This is a genomic window from Stenotrophomonas sp. Steno-C18 (assembly GCF_056393195.1).
Window position 1 is genome coordinate 446,467 of record NZ_JBWJOX010000001.1, and the last position, 17,014, is coordinate 463,480.

Below are 17,014 nucleotides of genomic sequence, written 5' to 3' on the forward strand. Positions count from 1 at the left end.
TCCCCGCCACCGCCCTGCTGCCGTCCTCCCGCGGTGGCGCTACTCTTTGCAGCCTCCTCCCCTGCCCCGCCTTCCATGCGCTCACCCGCCGCGATACCGGACCCCAAGGCCGCCCGCTGGCGCAGGCTGGCCGCCATCGCGGCGACCGTGCTCATCATGGTCATGGCGCTGCGCGCCCTGGCCGGTGAGTTCGACGACCACGGCTACCACCAGATCCGCATCGCCCTGCACGCCGTGTCCTGGCCACAGCTGGTGTTGGCGACCGTGCTCGGCATGGCCAGCTATGCCTGCCTGATCGGCTTCGATGCGATCGGCCTGCGTCGTGCACGACGCAACCTGCCCGCCAGTCGCGTGGGCATCACTGCGTTCCTTGCGCACGCAGCAGGCCAGACCCTGGGGTTTGCCGCCCTGACCGGCGGCGCCATCCGCATGCGCAGCTACGGCCGCGCCGGCCTGAGCCTGGCCGAGATCGGCCAGGTGGTATTGATGAGCACGCTGGGCTTCGTGTTCGGCGCCTGGCTGCTGCTGGCGCTGGCGTTGTGGCTGGAGCCGGCCGCCGCCGCGCGCGCCCTGCCGCTTTCGAGCGATGCGGTCCGCCTCATCGGCGTCGCACTGCTGGCTGCCTTCGCCGTGATGCTGGTCGCCGTCGGACGCGAAGGGCGCAGCATTGGCTGGCGCACCCACCGGGTGTGGCTGCCGGACCGCCGCACCACGCTGGAAGTCACCGCGCTGAGCGTGGTCGAGCTGTGCCTGGCCTCGGCGGCGTTCTACGTGTTGTTGCCCGGCCAGGCCGACGTTGGATTCATCGGCTTTGTCGGCCTGTACCTGGTCGCGGTGGTCGCCGGCCTGGTATCCACCGTACCGGCCGGGCTGGGCGTGTTCGAATGGAGCCTGCTCAAGCTGCTGCCGCAGGTGGTGCCGGCGGCGGTGCTGGCCGCGGCGGTAGCCTATCGGGTGACCTACTACCTGCTGCCACTGCTCGCCTCCGCGGTGCTGGCGGCGCTGGCCAGCGTGCGCCAGCCGTTGCGTAGCGGCGCCGGCGTGGTCTGGGGCACGCTGCGCCCCTGGTTGCCGCAGATCATCGCCCTGGCGGTCTTCGCCGCCGGCACCCTGCTGCTGATCGACGGCACGCTGCCGTCACCACGCCATCGCCTTCTCACCGCGCCGCTGCCGATCATCGAGACCTCGCACCTGCTGGGCAGCCTCGGCGGCGTGGTGTTGCTGCTGATCGGCCAGGGGTTGCAACGCCGCAGCCGCGTGGCGTGGTGGATCGCATTGGCGTTGTGCGTGCTGCTGCCGTTGCCGGTGTGGCTGCGCGGTGGCCACGCACTGGTCGCGCTGGCCCTGCCGGTGATCGCCATTGCCTTGTGGGCGGCACGGCGCGAGTTCTACCGCGAGGGCGCCCTGCTCGACGAGGCATGGTCCTGGCCCTGGCTGCGCAACGTGGCGCTGGTGCTGCTGGGAACGCTCTGGCTGTTGTTCTTCGTGTACAGCCACGTCGAGTACCAGAGCGAGCTGTGGTGGCAGTTCGCCATTTCCGGCAATGCCCCGCGTGCGCTGCGCGCGTTGCTGCTGGTCAGCCTGGTGGTGGTGGTGTTCGGGGTGGCGCGCCTGCTGCACAGCACCCGCACGCCGTTGCCGGCACCGGACGCGGCCACCCTGGCACTGCTGCGCCCGGTGCTCGCGCAGGCCCAGGACACCCAGGCCAGCCTGGCCATGACCGGCGACAAGGCGATCCTGCGCAGCGAGGCCGGCGATGGCTTCGTGATGATGCAGCGTTACGGCGGCTCGCTGATCTCCATGGGCGACCCGGTGGGACCGCCCGACGTGGCCCGCACCCTGATCTGGAAGTTCCGCGAGGAAGCCGACCGGCTCGGCCTGCGCCCGGTCTTCTACCAGACCAGCGGGAACTACTGGCAGACCTACCTCGACCTCGGGCTGACCCTGGTCAAGCTCGGCGAGGAAGCACTGGTGCCGCTGCAGGGCTTCAGCCTGGAAGGCAGCGCGCGGGCCGACCTGCGCCAGGCCTGGAACCGCGGCAAGCGCGGCGGGCTGTCGTTCCGCATCGTCGATGCGGACCAGGTTGCCGCGCTGCTGCCGGCACTGAAGGCCATCTCCGACGCCTGGCTCGATGAGAAGGCCGGCGAGGAAAAGGGGTTTTCACTGGGCAGCTTCGACCCGGCTTACCTGTGCAGTTTCCCGATGGCGCTGGTGGAAGCCGACGACGGCGTGGTCGCCTTCGCCAACCTCTGGCAGGCGCCGGCCGGGCACGAGTTGTCGGTGGACCTGATGCGCCACCGCCCCGACGCACCGAAGGGCACGATGGATTTCCTGTTCATCGAACTGTTCCTGTGGGGCGCGGCCAACGGCTTCACCCGCTTCTCGCTGGGCATGGCGCCGTTGACCGGGCTGGCCGAACACCGCCTGGCCGGCCGCTGGAACCGCTTCGCCAACCTGATCGCCCGCCACGGCGAGCGCTTCTATGGCTTCAGCGGCCTGCGCCGCTTCAAGTCCAAGTTCTCGCCGGAATGGCGCCCGCGCTACTTGGCCGCGCCCGGCGGCGTGCACCTGCCGGCGGCGCTGCTGGACGTCACCCGGCTGATCTCGCTGGACCCGCAGCGCTGACCCATACCCGCCAGCTCTGGCGGGTAACGGTCCGGCTCAGACGTTGAGCAGCAGGAACTCGCGCTCCCAGGAGCTGATCACGCGGAAGAAGGTCTCGTATTCCTTGCGCTTGACCGAGATGTAGGCACGGCAGAAGCGCCGGCCCAGCAGTTCCTGCAGCGCTTCGCACGCCTCCAGGCCATCGAGTGCTTCGCCCAGCGAGCGCGGCAGTTCGTAGCCCAGCTCCTTGGCGTTGCCGGTGATCGGCGGGGTCGGGCTGAGCCCTTCGCGGATGCCGAGCAGGCCGCACGCCAGCGTCGCCGCCACCGCCAGGTAGGGATTGGCGTCGGAGCCGGCGAAGCGGCTTTCCACGCGGCTGTTCTCCAGGCTGTCCATCGGCACGCGCAGGCCGCAGGTGCGGTTGTCGAAGCCCCACTCCACGTTGCTCGGCGACACCTCGCCGAACACCAGCCGGCGGTAGGAGTTCACGTTCGGCGCGAAGAAGCCCATCGCCATCGGCACGTACTTCTGCAGGCCGCCCAGGTAATTGCCGAACAACGGGCTGTACTCGCCCTCGTTGTCGCCGGCGAACACGTTGACCCCGTCCGACGGCCGCACCAGGCTCTGGTGGATGTGCATGGCACTGCCCGGCTCGGTCTCCATCGGCTTGGCCAGGAAGGTGGCGTACACGCCGTGGCGCATCGCCGCCTCGCGCATGGTGCGCTTGAACAGGAACACCTGGTCGGCCAGCGCCATCGCATCGGAATGGGTGAAGTTCACTTCCAGCTGGGCCGCGCCGGATTCGTGGATCAGGGTGTCCACGTCCAGCTTCATCGCGTCGCAGTAGTCGTACATCAGGTCGAGGATGGGGTCGAACTCGTTGACCGCGTCGATCGAATACGACTGCCGCGCCGTCTCCGGGCGGCCGGAGCGGCCGGCCGGCGGCAGCAGCGGGAAGTCCGGGTCGGTGTTCTTCTGCACCAGGAAGAATTCCACTTCCGGCGCCACCACCGGCTTCAGGCCGAGCGCATCGTAGGCGGCCAGCACCCGCCGCAGCACGTTGCGCGGCGCCAGCTCGTGCGGCTGGCCGTTCTTGGTGTAGCAGTCGTGGATGATCTGCGCGGTCGGGTCGGTGGCCCACGGCACCATGCGCACGGTGTCCGGGTCCGGGCGCAGGATCATGTCCGCGTCGGCCGGCGAGGTCAGCTCGTAGTAGTCGTCCGGGAAGTCGCCGGTGACGGTGGTGGCGAACACGCCCTCGGGCAGGCGCGTGCCGTAATCGTGGCGAAACTTGTCGGCGGGGATGATCTTGCCGCGGGCGTTGCCGGTGATGTCAGGCACCAGGCATTCGACCTCGGTGATCTGCCGCTCCTTGAGCCAACGCAGCAGGGAGCTTTCTTCCTGCACGCTGGCGGCGGTCTTGCGGGTACGGGGACGCGATGTCATGGCGGATCAACTTTGCTTCTGTTTCTGGTAACGGCGACAGGCCTCGCCGAAGGCTTTGAAGATGCCCAGGTGGAACGGGTTTTCCAGCACCCGCCACTCCGGATGGAACTGCACGCCGAGCAGGAAACCCGGCCCGGGCCCGCGGAAGGCCTCGACCAGGCCATCCGGCGCGCGTGCCTCGACCTGCAGGCCCGTGCCCAGCCGGGACACGCCCTGGCCGTGCACCGAGTTGACCTGCACCGGGCCTGCGCCAGCGATGCCGGCCAGCAGCCCACCGGGGCTCAGTGCCAGCGCATGTGCCGGCCCATACTGCACGTCCAGCGGTGAATCCGGGTCTTCACGATGATCAGCCAGGCCGGGCACTTCATGCACCCGGGGATGCAGGCTGCCCCCGAAGGCCACGTTGACCTCCTGGAAGCCCCGGCAGATCGCCAGCACCGGCACGCCCATCGCCAGCGCCTGCGGGAGCAGCCCGAACACGTTGGCATCACGGGCCGGATCATGCGGGTTGCCGGCCCAGCTCGGGCCACCGTCGTAATGATGCGGCTCGATGTTGCTGGTGGCACCGGTCAACAGCAGACCATCCAATTGTTGCAGCCATGCCTGCGCGGGAAGCGGCGGCTGCAGCAGTGGCAGTATCAGCGGCATGGCCTGTGCCCCATCGACCACGGCACGCACGTATTTCTCACCGACGACGAGGAAAGGATGGGAGCCGATCGGTTTGCGGTCGGTAGGCAAGCCGACCAGCGGCAGGCTGGCCATGCGTCAGGCTCTGGTGACGTGCAGGCACGCTACCCCTGCCCCGCCGATTAGGCAACCACGCATGCCGTTCAAGCAGCGCGCGGCACAATGCAGGGCATCGTCCGCCGCCTGCGCCAAACCGACACACCGTGGCCGTTACACTGCCCGCCCCGACACAATCGCCATCCATCCCGATGTCCGTGGACGCCCCGTCCGACTACCCGCCCAGCTGGTACGCCGCCAGCCAGCCCTTGCCGCCGCCCCGCGCCGCGCTGCAGGGCACGGCGCGTACCGACGTGGCCGTGCTCGGCGCCGGCTACACCGGCCTGACCGCGGCGTTGGCGCTGGCCGAGCAGGGCTACCGGGTCACCGTGCTGGAAGCCGAACGGGTCGGCTGGGGTGCCTCCGGCCGCAATGGCGGCCAGGCCATCGTCGGCTACGGCTGCGAGCAGGACACGCTGGAACGGCTGGTCGGCGACGCCGATGCGCGGCTGCTGTTCGACTTCTCGCGCGACGGCATGCAAATGCTCAAGCAGCGCATCGCCCGCCATGGCATCGACTGCGACTGGCGCGATGGCCACGCCAGCGTACCGATCCATCCGCGCCAGGAGCGCGCCCTGCGCGCCGACATCGAACGCATGGCGCAGCGCTATGACTATCCGCTGGAATGGTGGGACCGGCCCCGGTTGCGCCAGGAGCTGGCCAGCGAACGCTACCTCGGCGCGATGTACGACGCCGCCAGCGGCCACCTGCACCCGCTCGCCTACGTGCTGGGCCTGGCACGCGCCGCCGAGGCCGCTGGCGTCACCGTGCACGAGCATTCGCCGGTGCTGCGGCTCGAACGCGGCCCGCGCCCCGTGCTGGTCACCGCGCAGGGACGGGTCGAGGCCGAATTCGTGGTGCTGGCCGGCAATGCCTGGCTGCAGGGCATCGCGCCGGAGCTGGAGACCCGGATGATGCCGGTCGGCACCTATATCGGCGCCACCGAGCCGTTGGGCGAAGCACGTGCCCGGTCGCTGATCCGCAACGACATGGCGGTGGCCGACGTGAACTGGGCACTGGACTATTTCCGGCTCAGCCGCGACCACCGCCTGCTGTTCGGCGGCCAGGCCAACTACTCGGCACTGCCGCCGCCCGGGCTGCGCGCCAGCATGACCCGACGCATGCGCCGAGTGTTCCCGCAGCTGGCCGACGTGTCGCTGGAATACGTCTGGGGCGGCTACATCGACATCACCCGCAACCGCGCCCCGCACTGGGGCCGGCTCACCCCGAATGTCTATTTCGCGCAGGGCTTCTCCGGCCACGGCGTGGCCAGCACCGGCCTGGCCGGTGAAGTGATCGCCGCTGCCATCGCCGGCCAGGCCGGACGACTGGATGTGTTCGAGCGGATCCCGCACGGCATCTTCCCCGGCGGCAAGGCACTGCGCATGCCGCTGCTGGTCGCTGCCATGTCGTGGTACAAGCTGCGCGATCTGCTCGGCTGAGCGCGCGCGGGAACGGGAAGCGTGGCGCTGGTGTGCCCTGCCGGTTCAACCCGAGGATGGCTCTCGTCCCGGCACCCTCCCCGCTCCACGCCTAAAGTCCAGCCGATTGCTGCCGCTATCCCGTCCTGAGACCCCCAGAACCTTTCGCATGGCCGCCTCATCCCAGGCCGGCTTCACCAGCCCGCCGATCACGCCCCTGCCGCAGCGCATCCTGCTCGTGGAGAACTCGCGCACCTTCACCACGATGCTGCGCGCGGCCATCGAGCAGCGCCTGGAGCTGCCGGTCAGCGTCGCCTCGACCCTGGCCGAGGCCGGCGAGCTGCTGGAACGCGAGCAGGGCTGGTTCCTGGTGCTCACCGGGCTGGTGCTGGCCGACGGTGACCGTGACCACGTGGTCGACTACTTCGTCAGCCGCGGGTTGCCGACCATCGTGGTCAGCGGCGTCTACGACGAAGACCTGCGCAAGCGCGTGCTGCAGCAGGAAATCATCGACTACGTGCTGAAGAACACCCCCGGCAGCGTCGACTACCTGGTCTGGCTGGTGCAGCGCATGGAACGCAACCGCCGCATCTCGGCGCTGGTGGTCGACGACTCCCCCTCGGCCCGGTCGTATGCCGCGGCGCTGCTGGGCATGTATGGCTACCACGTCACCCAGGCCGGTGATGGCCCCTCGGCGCTGCATGCGCTGGAAGCGGACCCGGCCATCCGGCTGGTGATCGTGGACCAGGAGATGCCGGGCATGGACGGCGTGGAGCTGACCCGTCGCCTGCGCGCCCTGCGCGCGCGCGACAAGGTGGCGGTGATCGGCATCTCCGGCAATTCCGACCCGTCGCTGATCCCGCGCTTTCTGAAGAACGGCGCCAACGACTTCCTGCGCAAACCGTTCTCGCGCGAGGAGTTCTTCTGCCGCGTCTCGCAGAACGTGGACCAGCTGGAGTTGATCGGCACGCTGCAGGACCTGGCCACGCGCGACTTCCTCACCGGTCTGCCCAACCGGCGCAGTTTCCTGGAACACAGCCAGCGCCAGCTGGGCCGTGGCGAAGGCAGTGTGGCGGTGGCCATGGTCGACATCGACCACTTCAAGCACATCAACGACAGCCTCGGCCACGAAGCCGGCGACCAGGCCATCCGCGCGGTCGCCAGCGTGCTGCAGGGCCATACCCGGCCACGCGACATCAGCGCCCGCTTCGGCGGCGAGGAATTCTGCCTGCTGGTCCACGGGCTGGGCGATGACGCCAGCGCGGCGCACTTCGAGCAGTTGCGCCAGGCCATCGAGGCGATCCGCCTGCAGATCGGCGAGAACGTCCTGCGCATGACCGTCAGCATCGGCGTCAGCCGCGACCCGGGCGGGCGCAGCAGCCTGCACCAGCTCATCACCGAGGCCGACCGCCAGCTCTACCTGGCCAAGGCCGACGGCCGCAACCGGGTGCGCAGCATGCAACTTGCGCCAGCGGCGACCACCGGTGCCGCGACGCCTGCGCGACTACATTCGTGAACGCTTCCCTGCCGGCGCAGGGCCATTGATCCAGATCAACGCGCCGGCGAAGGTGCGCCCCTAGAGTGCCCCCAAGGAAATCACAGGGAGGAACTCGCGATGGCACTACTGGTTTGGCAGGACGACCTCAACACGGGGGTCGAGGTCATCGACCATCAGCACATGCGCATCGTGGAGATGCTCAACCACCTGCATATCGCCCAGAAGAGCCTGGAACGCGTCGCGGTGGCCGAGGTGATCGACGAACTGGTGGACTACACCATGTCGCACTTCGCCTTCGAGGAAGAACTGATGGAGGAAGCCGGCTATCCGTTCTGCGCCGCCCACAAGCGCGTGCACGAGGTGTTCGGCAAGCGCGTCTCCGAATACCGCATGCGCTTCCAGGCCGGCGAGGACGTCACCGACGAGCTGCGCAACATGCTCTCGCGCTGGCTGTTCAACCACATCCGCGGCGATGACAAGGCCTATGCCGAGCAGGTCAAGCGCCACCTCAACCAGTTTGCCCGCGATCACCAGGAAGGCAGCTGGCTGGGCCGCACGCTAAAGCGCCTGTTCAACTGACCGGCCCCGTGCAGGAACGACGCGGCGGCGGCCGATCCCCTCCCTACGTGGTGCTGCCGCGCCGTTCCTGCCCTTTCCGTCCTGCTGCCCCACAGGCTGATGACTTCCCAGCGCGCCGCCACCAGCGGCTCAGGCCGCTTCGGCACCTGCCCGCTGCTGGCGCCGGCCAATGGCCCACAACGCCAGCCCGGTAACCAGCGCGGTGACGCACAGGTAGCCGCCCACCGCGGCGATGCCGAACCGGCCTGCCAGCCAAGTGGCCGCGTAAGGGGCCGGTGCCGCACCCAGGATGCCGGCCAGGTTGAACGACAGCGACGCGCCGGTGTAACGCACCTGCACCGGATACAGGCTGGCCAGCATGGTGCCGCACGGGCCGTAGGTCAGGCCCATCAGGAACAGTCCCAGCGACAGGAACAGCAGCACCAGCAGCGGGTGCCCGGCCTGGAACAACGGCTGGAACAGCAACCCGAACACGAAGATCGCCACCGTCGCCAGCAGCATCGCCTTCACCGTGCCCTGGCGGTCGCCGTAGCGCGCGGCCAGCGGGATGCCGGCGGCGAAGAACAGGATGCCGACCATCTGCAGCAACAGGAAATCCTCGCGCGCGTAGCCCAGCGTCTTGGTGCCATGGCCCAGCGTGAACACCGTCATCAGGTAGAACAGCACGAAGGTGGCAAACGCAGCCAGCGTCCCCACCACCACCGCAAAGCCATGCGCCACCAGCACCTCGCGCATCGGCAGGCGCACGCGCTGGCCCTGGTCCAGCGCCTTCTGGAAGTCCGGGGTCTCGCGGATGTTCAAGCGCACCCACAGGCCGACGATCACCAGCAACGCGCTGGCGATGAACGGCACCCGCCACCCCCAGCCGAGGAAGGCCGCATCGTCGAGCACGCGCCCCAGCACCAGGAACACGCCGGCCGACAGCAGGAAGCCCAGCGGTGCCCCGAGTTGCGGGAACATGCCGTACCAGGCGCGCTTGCCCGGCGGTGCATTCTCGGTGGCCAGCAACACCGCACCGCCCCATTCACCGCCCAAGCCCAAACCCTGGCCGAACCGGCACAACGCCAGCAGCAGCGGCGCGGCCAGGCCGATATCGTGGTAGGTCGGCAGCAGTCCGATCGCGACGGTGGAAAGGCCCATGGTCAACAACGCCGCCACCAGCGTGGCCTTGCGGCCGATGCGGTCGCCGTAATGGCCGAACACCGCCGAGCCGACCGGGCGGGCGATGAAGGCCACCGCGAAGGTCGCCAGCGACTGCAACAACGCCGCATCCGGGCTGCTGTCGGGAAAGAACAGCCTGGGGAACACCAGCACCGCGGCAGTGGCGTAGATGTAGAAGTCGAAGAACTCGATGGTCGTACCGACCAGGCTGGCCGCCAGCACGCGGCGCGGGGAATTCAGGGGCACGGAGGCTGCAGCGGTCGACATGAGCCGGGACAAGGGAAACAGGTGCCGCAGTCTGCCACGCGTCGCCGCCCGGCCCCAGAAATGGTTGCAGCCGTGACCTTCCCACCCCTTATGCCCTCCACGGCCCCCCGCATGACGCCCGCTCACGCCGGGTTTCAACCCCGTGTAACCGCCCCGACGGGATTCCCGTGCAGACTGGATCGGCGGTTGCACCTGTCCCTCCCCTCACACCGGAGAACACCATGAGCACTCCCTCCCCCCGCATCGAACACGCCCCGGACGCCAGCGCCCGCTACTGGCACAACGCCCCGCTCAACACCCTGCCGCCGCCGGACATGGTCGGCAACTACCAGCGCTTCAAGCCCCTGCCCACCGAGGGCATCGCCGAGCGCAAGGCCTGGATCGTCGGCGGCGGCATCGCCGGCCTGGCCGCGGCGTTCTACCTGATCCGCGATGGCCACATGCCGGCACGCAACATCACCATCATCGAAGGCCTCGAGATCGAGGGCGGCTCGCTGGATGGCTCGGGCAACCCGCAGGACGGCTACCTGGTGCGCGGTGGCCGCGAGATGAACTGGAACTACGACAACCTGTGGGACATGTTCCAGGACGTGCCCGCGCTGGAACTGCCCGAAGGCTTCAGCGTGCTCGACGAGTACCGCCTGGCCAACGATGCCGACCCCAACTGGTCCAGGTCGCGGTTGATGCACAAGCAGGGCCAGGTGCTGCCGGATTTCACCCGCTTCGGGCTGAGCCGCAAGCAGCAATGGGAAGTGGTGAGCCTGCTGCTCAAGCGCAAGGATGAGCTGGACGACCTGACCATCCAGGACCATTTCAGCGAAGGCTTCCTGGCCAGCAATTTCTGGTTCCTGTTCCGCTCGATGTTCGCCTTCGAGAACTGGCACAGCCTGCTGGAAATGAAGCTGTACATGCACCGCTTCCTCGATGCCATCGACGGCTTCGGCGACATGTCGGCGCTGGTATTCCCCAAGTTCAACCAGTACGACACCTTCGTCACCCCGCTGGTCCGGCTGCTGCGCGAACAGGGCGTGCAGGTGCGGCTGGGCACCCAGGTGCTGGACATGGACTTCGACGTGCAGGGCGAGCAACGCACCGTCACCGCGCTGCGCACTCGCACCGCCGAGGGCGAGGGCCACATCGCGGTGGCCGCGCGTGACCTGGTGATCGCGCTGACCGGCTCGATGACCGAGGACACCGCCTATGGCGACCTGGACACCGTGCCGGTGCTGAAGAAGCGCCACGGCGGCCCGGCCGAGGGCAGCAGCTGGGGGCTGTGGCAGAACCTGGCCCGGCAGTCGCCGGTGTTCGGCAAGCCGGACAAGTTCTGCGGCGACATCGACCGCTCGATGTGGGAGTCGGCCACGCTGACCTGCACCGCCTCGCCGCTGCTGGACAAGCTGACCGAACTGTCGGTCAACGATCCCACCTCCGGCCGCACCGCCACCGGCGGCATCATCACCTTCACCGATTCGAACTGGGTGCTGAGCGTCACCATCAACCGCCAGCCGCACTTCCCCGGCCAGCCCAGGGACACGGTGGTGATGTGGGTGTACGCGCTGCTGATGGACCAGCCCGGCAACTTCGTCAAGAAGACCATGCCCGAGTGCACCGGCCGCGAGATCGTGGCCGAGCTGTGCTACCACCTGGGCATCGCCGACCAGCTCGACGCGATCATCCCGCACACCAAGGTGCGGTTGGCGCTGATGCCGTACATCACCGCGCAGTTCATGCCACGCGCGGCCGGCGACCGCCCGCAGGTCGTGCCGCACGGCTGCACCAACCTGGCGCTGGTCGGCCAGTTCGTGGAAACCGCCAACGACGTGGTGTTCACCATGGAAAGCTCGGTGCGCACCGCCCGCATCGCGGTCTACACCCTGCTCGACCTGCCCAAGCAGGTGCCCGACCTGAGTCCCACCCAGTACGACATCCGCAACCTGTTCAAGGGCGCACGCGCGCTCAACAACGGCGAACCGTTCATCGGCGAACGCTTGCTGCACAAGCTGCTGGACAACACCTACTTCGCCCACATCCTGCCGCCGCTGCCGAAGCACGAGGGCGAAGCCACCCGGCGCGAGCGCCTGGAGGCGGAGTTGGCCAACCTGCGCGACAAGGGCGGCGTGGCCCTGCAGGGCTTCGCGCAATGGCTGGAGCGCTTTGCCGGCCAGTTGCGCAAGGGCGGCAAGGACTGAGCCTGGCCCGGGGTGCCCTGACGGCGGGGCACCCCGCCCACTCACGGAATCAGTCGCCGAGGTGGATCCAGGTCGCCTTCATCTCGGTGTACTTGTCGAAGGCATGCAGCGACTTGTCACGGCCGTTGCCGGACTGCTTGTAGCCGCCGAACGGCGCGGTCATGTCGCCACCGTCCCAGTAGTTGACCCAGACGCTGCCCGCGCGCAGGTTGCGGGCTACGCGGTGGGCCCGGGAGATGTCGCGCGTCCATACGCCCGCCGCCAGCCCGTACTCACTGTCATTGGCCAACTGCAGCGCCTGCTGCTCGCCGTCGAAGGTGATCACCGACAGTACCGGGCCGAAGATTTCCTCGCGGGCGATGCGCTGCTGCGGTGAGACCTCGTCGAACACCGTGGGTTCGAGGTAGCAGCCGCCCTCCACCACCTGCGCACGCTTGCCGCCCAGCAGCAGCCGCGCGCCTTCGGCGGTGCCTTCGTCGATGTAACCGAGCACCCGCTGCAACTGGGCTTCGTCCACCATCGCGCCCATCGGCGCCCCCGGTTCGAACGGATGCTTCGGCTGCATGCGCCGGCCATGCTCGACCACGCGCGCGACGAATTCATCCTTGATCGAGCGTTCCACCAGCAGCCGCGAGGCCGCCGTGCACACCTCGCCCTGGTTGTAGAAGATGCCACTGGCCGCCGCTTCGGCGGCCTTGTCCAGGTCCGGGGCGTCGGCGAACACGATGTTGGGACTCTTGCCGCCGCACTCCATGTACGCGCGCTTCATGTTGGACAGGCCCGCGCATTGCAGCAGCCGCTTGCCCACCGCGGTGGAGCCGGTGAACACCAGCCCATCCACGTCCATGTGCAGGGCCAGCAGCTCGCCCGCGCCCTTGCCGTTGCCCGGCACCACGTTGAACACGCCCTCGGGCACCCCGGCCTCGGCCACCAGCTCGGCGAAACGCAGCGCGCTCAGCGGCGACTTCTCCGAGGGCTTGAGCACCACCGAATTTCCGGCGGCCAGCGCCGGTGCGAACTTCCATGCCGCCATCAGCAGCGGGAAGTTCCACGGCACGATCGCCGCGACCACGCCCAGTGGCTCGCGCGTGATCAGGCCCAGCTCGTTGCTGCCGGTGGGCGCCACCTCGCCATACAGCTTGTCCACCGCCTCGGCGGTCCACTGGATGCAGCGGATCACCCCGCCGATGTCCACCCCACGTGCTTCGCCGACCGGCTTGCCCATGTCCAGCGTTTCCAGCAGCGCCAGCTCATCGGCATGGCGCTCCACCAGCCCGGCCAGGCGCAGCAGCACCTGCTTGCGCCGCGCCGGCTTCAACCCCGCCCACTGCCCCTTCTGGAAGGCACGCCGCGCCACGGCCACGGCGTGGTCCACATCCCGTTGGCCGCACTCGGCCACCTGCGCCAGCACCCGCCCATCGATCGGGCTGATGCACTGGAAGCGCGCGCCGGACGCGGCATCCACGTAGCGGCCGTCGATGAAGGCGCGGGTGCGCAGCGACAGGCCATCGGCCAGCGTCTGCCATTGTTCGCGGAGGTGCGGCGTATTCATGGTCTGCTTCCTGTTGCGGGACAACGCGGCGCGGGCCGCCACCGTGCATGGTACGCCGGCCACGCCGCACGGCCGTCATGAATCCCTGCCGTCGCACGGCCAACGGGACTTGCCCCGGCACCGTCCCGGGTCACTACAATGCCCGCCCACGTTTCAACCGGCAGCCGCATGGACATCATCGTCAACGAAGAACTCAAGGCCTACATCGACCCGCTCACGCAGGACGAACATGACGCGCTGGAGCGCAGTCTGCTGGCCGAGGGCTGCCGCGACGCACTGGTGCTGTGGGGCAACATCCTGATCGACGGCCACAACCGCTACGGCATCTGCACCCGGCACGGCATCCCGTTCAACACCGTGCAGAACACCCGCTTCCAGTCGATGGACGACGTGCACCTGTGGATGATCGAGCAGCACCTGGGGCGCCGCAGCGTGTCCGATTTCCAGCGCGGCGTGCTGGCCCTGCGCAAGCGCGCCATCGTCGAGGCGCGCCGCCGCGCCGAGCAGGAGCAGCTGCGCCGGGAGAGCGAAGGTGAAGCCGCGCTGGCCGACGACCACGCCAACGACGCCGACACCCCGCCCTGGGACCCGGCACCGAAGCTGTCCAAGGCCGACCTGGCGCGCGAAGCCAAGCTCAGCGCCAGCCAGGTGACCCTGATCGAGAAGATCAGCGCACATGCCGCGCAGGAAGTGATCGAGGCGGTCAAGGCCGGGGAGATCTCGCTCAGCGCCGCCGCGGTGGTCGCCAGCCTGCCGGAAGCCGAGCAGCGCGCCGCCGCCCAGGGGGGCAAGAGCGAGCTGAAGGAAGCGGCCAAGCGGGTGCGTGAATCGCGCCGCAAGCCCAAGCCCGAAGCCCGCCCGGAGCACGACCAGGACGCCCACGACGAAGTGCAGTCCGCACCGTCCACCGCGGCGGCCAGCCCCGAAGTGGAGGCGCTGCGCCAGCGCGTAGCCTCGCTCACCGCGGAGAACCAGGCCCTGCGCATGGAACTGGACGCGCTGCGGGCGCGACTGGCCGCCAGTCGCGCGGAGGAACCGGAAGCGGCCGCCTCCGACTATTGATCGCCACGCGGCCGGCCCCTTACGCTGCGGGCACGCATGGCAGGGAGCACGCGATGGCATCGGCTTCACCCGAACTCGAATCATTCGTCCGCGAGGCCCTGATGCGCGGCCACAGCCGCGCCCAGGTCAACCAGGCACTACTGGCCGCCGGCTGGAGCCAAGCGCAGGTACGCGGGGTGCTCGATGGCTGGGCCGAGGTGGATTTCGCCTTGCCGGTACCGCGCCCGCGCGCCTCGCTGTCCGCCCGCGAGGCGTTCGTCTACCTGCTGCTGTTCAGCACGTTGTATTTCTATTGCTGGAACCTGGGCAGCCTGCTGTTCAAGCTGATCGAACACGCCCTGCCCGACCCAGCCGATGCACGCTGGCAGATGCTGCAGCTGGGGCCGTCGATCCGCTGGTCGATCTCGGCGCTGGTGATCGCCTTCCCGGTGTTCGCCTTCCTCAGCCACCGGGTCAGCCGCGACGTGGCCCGGCATCCGATCAAGCGGCTGTCGCCGGTACGGCGCTGGCTGACCTACCTGACCCTGTTCGTCGCCGCCGGGGTGCTGATCGGCGATCTGACCACGCTGGTCTACAACCTGCTCGGCGGTGAGCTGAGCCTGCGCTTCGTGCTCAAGGTGCTGGCCGTGGCGCTGCTGGCCGGCACCGTGTTCGGCTGGTACCTGGCCGACCTGCGCCGCGAGGAGGTGAGCCCATGAGCCAGACCGCTTGGGGCAGCCGCCTGCTGTGGGCCACCGGTGTGTTCACCGCACTGGCGATCGCCGCCGGCGTCTGGGTGATCGACTCGCCGGCGCAACAGCGCCTGCTCCGCCTCGACGAAAGCCGCCTGCAGGACCTGCGCTCGCTGGAGCAGGCGGCGCGCAGCTACCGCACCGCACATGAGGCGCTGCCACCGGACATGGCCCGCCTGCGCGCCACACCCGGGCTGGACCTGCCGCTGCACGATCCCGCCGGTGGGCCGGACTACCGCTACCGCCTGCTCGACGACAGCCACTTCGAACTCTGCGCCCTGTTTGCCACCGACAGTGCCCGGCAACGGCGCTTCGGCGGCCTGGAGGCCGATTGGGCTCACCCGGCCGGCGAGCATTGTTTCCGGCGCTCGATCAAGAACGATGAAGACTGAGGCGTGAACGCCGTCGACGATCCGCGCCGCGCGCAGCTGCGCCGGCTCAAGCTGTATGCGGTGGCGATGCTGCTGGCGATGCTGGCCGGCTTCATCGTCAGCCATCTCAACGGCGAGCGCGGCATCTGGGCCTGGGTCAGCGCGTTCTGCGAGGCGGCCACGGTGGGCGCCCTGGCCGACTGGTTCGCGGTGGTGGCACTGTTCCGGCGCCCGCTCAACCTGCCGATCCCGCACACGGCCATCATCCCGCGCAACAAGGAACGCATCGCCGACAGCCTGGCGGTGTTCGTGCGCGACCACTTCCTCGAGCCGGAAACGCTGCTGGCCAAGCTCAAGGTGTTCGACCCCGCCACCCGGCTGGGCGAATGGCTGGCGCAGCCACAGCAGGCGCGCATGCTCGCCGGCATGGCCCGCGGCTGGGCGGTGCAGGCACTGGACCTGCTCGACGAAGCCGCCGTGCGCCGCGCCATCCAGTCCTTCGTGGTCGAACAGCTGCGGCAATGGAATGCGGCGGCCACCGCTGGCGAACTGCTCGGCCTGCTGACCGCCGACAACCGCCACCAGCGCGTACTCGACGAAGGCCTGAAGCGCGTGGCCACCTGGCTGGATAAGGACAGCGTGCGCCAGCATGCCTCGGCACTGATCGTGCGCTACATCCGCAAGGAATGGCCGACGCTGGCCAGCACCGTGGATTGGGTCAAGCCGATCGACGAGATCGGCGATTCACTGGCCGACCGCCTCGCCCGCGCCGGGCTGGAGGAACTGCAGGACGTCCTCTCGCAACCGGAGCACCCGCTGCGGCAGGACTATGCCCGCTGGCTGGGCGACTACATGCAGCGCCTGCGCGAAGACCCCGCGCTGGCCGAGAAGGTCAACACGCTCAAGCAGCAGGTGATCGACCACCCGGCCGTGCAGGATTACGTGCAGGGGCTGTGGAAGCGCGTGCACGACTACCTGCGCGATGACCTTTCGCGCGAGGACTCGGTGCTGGCCGGCTACCTGGAGCGCAGCCTGTCCAAGCTGGGCACCGCCCTCGGCGAGGACCCCGCCCTGCGCGATGCCCTCAACCAGCACATGCTGGCCGGTGCCGAGAAGCTGACCAACCGCCTGCGCAACGGCGTGACCACGCATATCGCGCAGACGGTGAAGGCCTGGGACGAGAAGAAACTGGTCGAGCAGCTGGAACTGAGCGTGGGCCGCGACCTGCAGTACATCCGTTTCAACGGCACCCTCGTCGGCGGCCTGATCGGCCTGCTGCTGCATGCGATCACCGGCTGGCTGAAGTTCTGAGCATCGCGGCAGCAGCGGCCTCGGCCGCGAAGCCGATAG

13 protein-coding genes are annotated in these 17,014 nt (G+C 68.9%); 9 read left to right on the forward strand and 4 right to left on the reverse strand.

Features of this window, described 5'->3' with window-relative positions; genetic code table 11:
* Positions 1 to 75: 75 nt before the first annotated feature.
* Entirely contained in the window at positions 76 to 2,625 is a 2,550-nt protein-coding gene (gene mprF, locus AC06FE_RS02155) for a bifunctional lysylphosphatidylglycerol flippase/synthetase MprF (RefSeq protein WP_478072112.1), read from the forward strand.
* Between the two features lie 36 nt (positions 2,626 to 2,661).
* Here mprF and AC06FE_RS02160 read toward each other — a convergent pair whose 3' ends face one another.
* Both AC06FE_RS02160 and AC06FE_RS02165 read right to left on the reverse strand, forming a co-directional pair.
* Entirely contained in the window at positions 2,662 to 4,050 is a 1,389-nt protein-coding gene (locus AC06FE_RS02160; protein ID WP_192288028.1) for a glutamine synthetase family protein, read from the reverse strand.
* A 6-nt stretch (positions 4,051 to 4,056) separates the two neighbouring features.
* Positions 4,057 to 4,812, reverse strand: coding sequence for a gamma-glutamyl-gamma-aminobutyrate hydrolase family protein (locus AC06FE_RS02165; RefSeq protein ID WP_478072113.1), 756 nt, complete (start codon positions 4,810 to 4,812; stop codon positions 4,057 to 4,059).
* 173 nt (positions 4,813 to 4,985) lie between these two features.
* Between AC06FE_RS02165 and AC06FE_RS02170 the strand changes: the two genes are divergently transcribed.
* The 3 genes from AC06FE_RS02170 (at position 4,986) to AC06FE_RS02180 (ending at position 8,331) form a co-directional block, all read left to right on the forward strand.
* Positions 4,986 to 6,275, forward strand: a complete 1,290-nt coding sequence (locus AC06FE_RS02170) for an NAD(P)/FAD-dependent oxidoreductase (RefSeq protein ID WP_478072115.1) — start codon at positions 4,986 to 4,988, stop codon at positions 6,273 to 6,275.
* A 148-nt stretch (positions 6,276 to 6,423) separates the two neighbouring features.
* Positions 6,424 to 7,770, forward strand: coding sequence for a diguanylate cyclase (locus AC06FE_RS02175; protein ID WP_478072116.1), 1,347 nt, complete (start codon positions 6,424 to 6,426; stop codon positions 7,768 to 7,770).
* Between the two features lie 99 nt (positions 7,771 to 7,869).
* On the forward strand, positions 7,870 to 8,331 hold the full coding sequence (locus AC06FE_RS02180; protein ID WP_132862667.1) for a bacteriohemerythrin: 462 nt from the start codon (positions 7,870 to 7,872) through the stop codon (positions 8,329 to 8,331).
* 129 nt (positions 8,332 to 8,460) lie between these two features.
* Here AC06FE_RS02180 and AC06FE_RS02185 read toward each other — a convergent pair whose 3' ends face one another.
* Positions 8,461 to 9,759 carry an MFS transporter gene (locus tag AC06FE_RS02185; RefSeq protein ID WP_478072117.1) on the reverse strand — a complete coding sequence of 433 codons (1,299 nt, stop codon included), beginning with the start codon at positions 9,757 to 9,759 and terminating at the stop codon, positions 8,461 to 8,463.
* Between the two features lie 221 nt (positions 9,760 to 9,980).
* On the opposite strand from AC06FE_RS02185, the gene AC06FE_RS02190 reads away from it, so the two are divergent.
* Entirely contained in the window at positions 9,981 to 11,948 is a 1,968-nt protein-coding gene (locus AC06FE_RS02190; RefSeq protein WP_478072118.1) for an oleate hydratase, read from the forward strand.
* 49 nt (positions 11,949 to 11,997) lie between these two features.
* On the opposite strand, the gene AC06FE_RS02195 is transcribed toward AC06FE_RS02190, so the two are convergent.
* A complete protein-coding gene (locus AC06FE_RS02195) occupies positions 11,998 to 13,500 on the reverse strand; it encodes an aldehyde dehydrogenase (RefSeq protein ID WP_478072119.1) in 1,503 nt (500 codons plus the stop codon).
* A gap of 168 nt (positions 13,501 to 13,668) precedes the next feature.
* Between AC06FE_RS02195 and AC06FE_RS02200 the strand changes: the two genes are divergently transcribed.
* Genes AC06FE_RS02200 through AC06FE_RS02215 form a run of 4 tightly spaced genes read left to right on the forward strand, consistent with a single transcriptional unit; the run spans position 13,669 to position 16,975 of the window.
* Entirely contained in the window at positions 13,669 to 14,562 is an 894-nt protein-coding gene (locus tag AC06FE_RS02200) for a plasmid replication/partition related protein (RefSeq protein ID WP_478072120.1), read from the forward strand.
* Between the two features lie 53 nt (positions 14,563 to 14,615).
* Positions 14,616 to 15,260: a DUF5671 domain-containing protein gene (locus AC06FE_RS02205; RefSeq protein WP_192288020.1), complete on the forward strand. Its 645-nt coding sequence runs from the start codon at positions 14,616 to 14,618 to the stop codon at positions 15,258 to 15,260.
* Positions 15,257 to 15,685 carry a hypothetical protein gene (locus AC06FE_RS02210; RefSeq protein ID WP_446540306.1) on the forward strand — a complete coding sequence of 143 codons (429 nt, stop codon included), beginning with the start codon at positions 15,257 to 15,259 and terminating at the stop codon, positions 15,683 to 15,685. Before AC06FE_RS02205 ends, AC06FE_RS02210 begins: the two co-directional genes overlap by 4 nt.
* 3 nt (positions 15,686 to 15,688) lie before the next feature.
* Positions 15,689 to 16,975: a DUF445 domain-containing protein gene (locus AC06FE_RS02215; protein ID WP_318639553.1), complete on the forward strand. Its 1,287-nt coding sequence runs from the start codon at positions 15,689 to 15,691 to the stop codon at positions 16,973 to 16,975.
* The last annotated feature ends 39 nt before the right edge of the window (positions 16,976 to 17,014 follow it).

Coding starts and splice junctions, on each gene's coding strand:
- mprF (WP_478072112.1), top strand. CDS start 76: ATGCGCTCACCCGCCGCGATACCGGACCCCAAGGCCGCCCGCTGGCGC.
- AC06FE_RS02160 (WP_192288028.1), bottom strand. CDS start 4,050: ATGACATCGCGTCCCCGTACCCGCAAGACCGCCGCCAGCGTGCAGGAA.
- AC06FE_RS02165 (WP_478072113.1), bottom strand. CDS start 4,812: ATGGCCAGCCTGCCGCTGGTCGGCTTGCCTACCGACCGCAAACCGATC.
- AC06FE_RS02170 (WP_478072115.1), top strand. CDS start 4,986: ATGTCCGTGGACGCCCCGTCCGACTACCCGCCCAGCTGGTACGCCGCC.
- AC06FE_RS02175 (WP_478072116.1), top strand. CDS start 6,424: ATGGCCGCCTCATCCCAGGCCGGCTTCACCAGCCCGCCGATCACGCCC.
- AC06FE_RS02180 (WP_132862667.1), top strand. CDS start 7,870: ATGGCACTACTGGTTTGGCAGGACGACCTCAACACGGGGGTCGAGGTC.
- AC06FE_RS02185 (WP_478072117.1), bottom strand. CDS start 9,759: ATGTCGACCGCTGCAGCCTCCGTGCCCCTGAATTCCCCGCGCCGCGTG.
- AC06FE_RS02190 (WP_478072118.1), top strand. CDS start 9,981: ATGAGCACTCCCTCCCCCCGCATCGAACACGCCCCGGACGCCAGCGCC.
- AC06FE_RS02195 (WP_478072119.1), bottom strand. CDS start 13,500: ATGAATACGCCGCACCTCCGCGAACAATGGCAGACGCTGGCCGATGGC.
- AC06FE_RS02200 (WP_478072120.1), top strand. CDS start 13,669: ATGGACATCATCGTCAACGAAGAACTCAAGGCCTACATCGACCCGCTC.
- AC06FE_RS02205 (WP_192288020.1), top strand. CDS start 14,616: ATGGCATCGGCTTCACCCGAACTCGAATCATTCGTCCGCGAGGCCCTG.
- AC06FE_RS02210 (WP_446540306.1), top strand. CDS start 15,257: ATGAGCCAGACCGCTTGGGGCAGCCGCCTGCTGTGGGCCACCGGTGTG.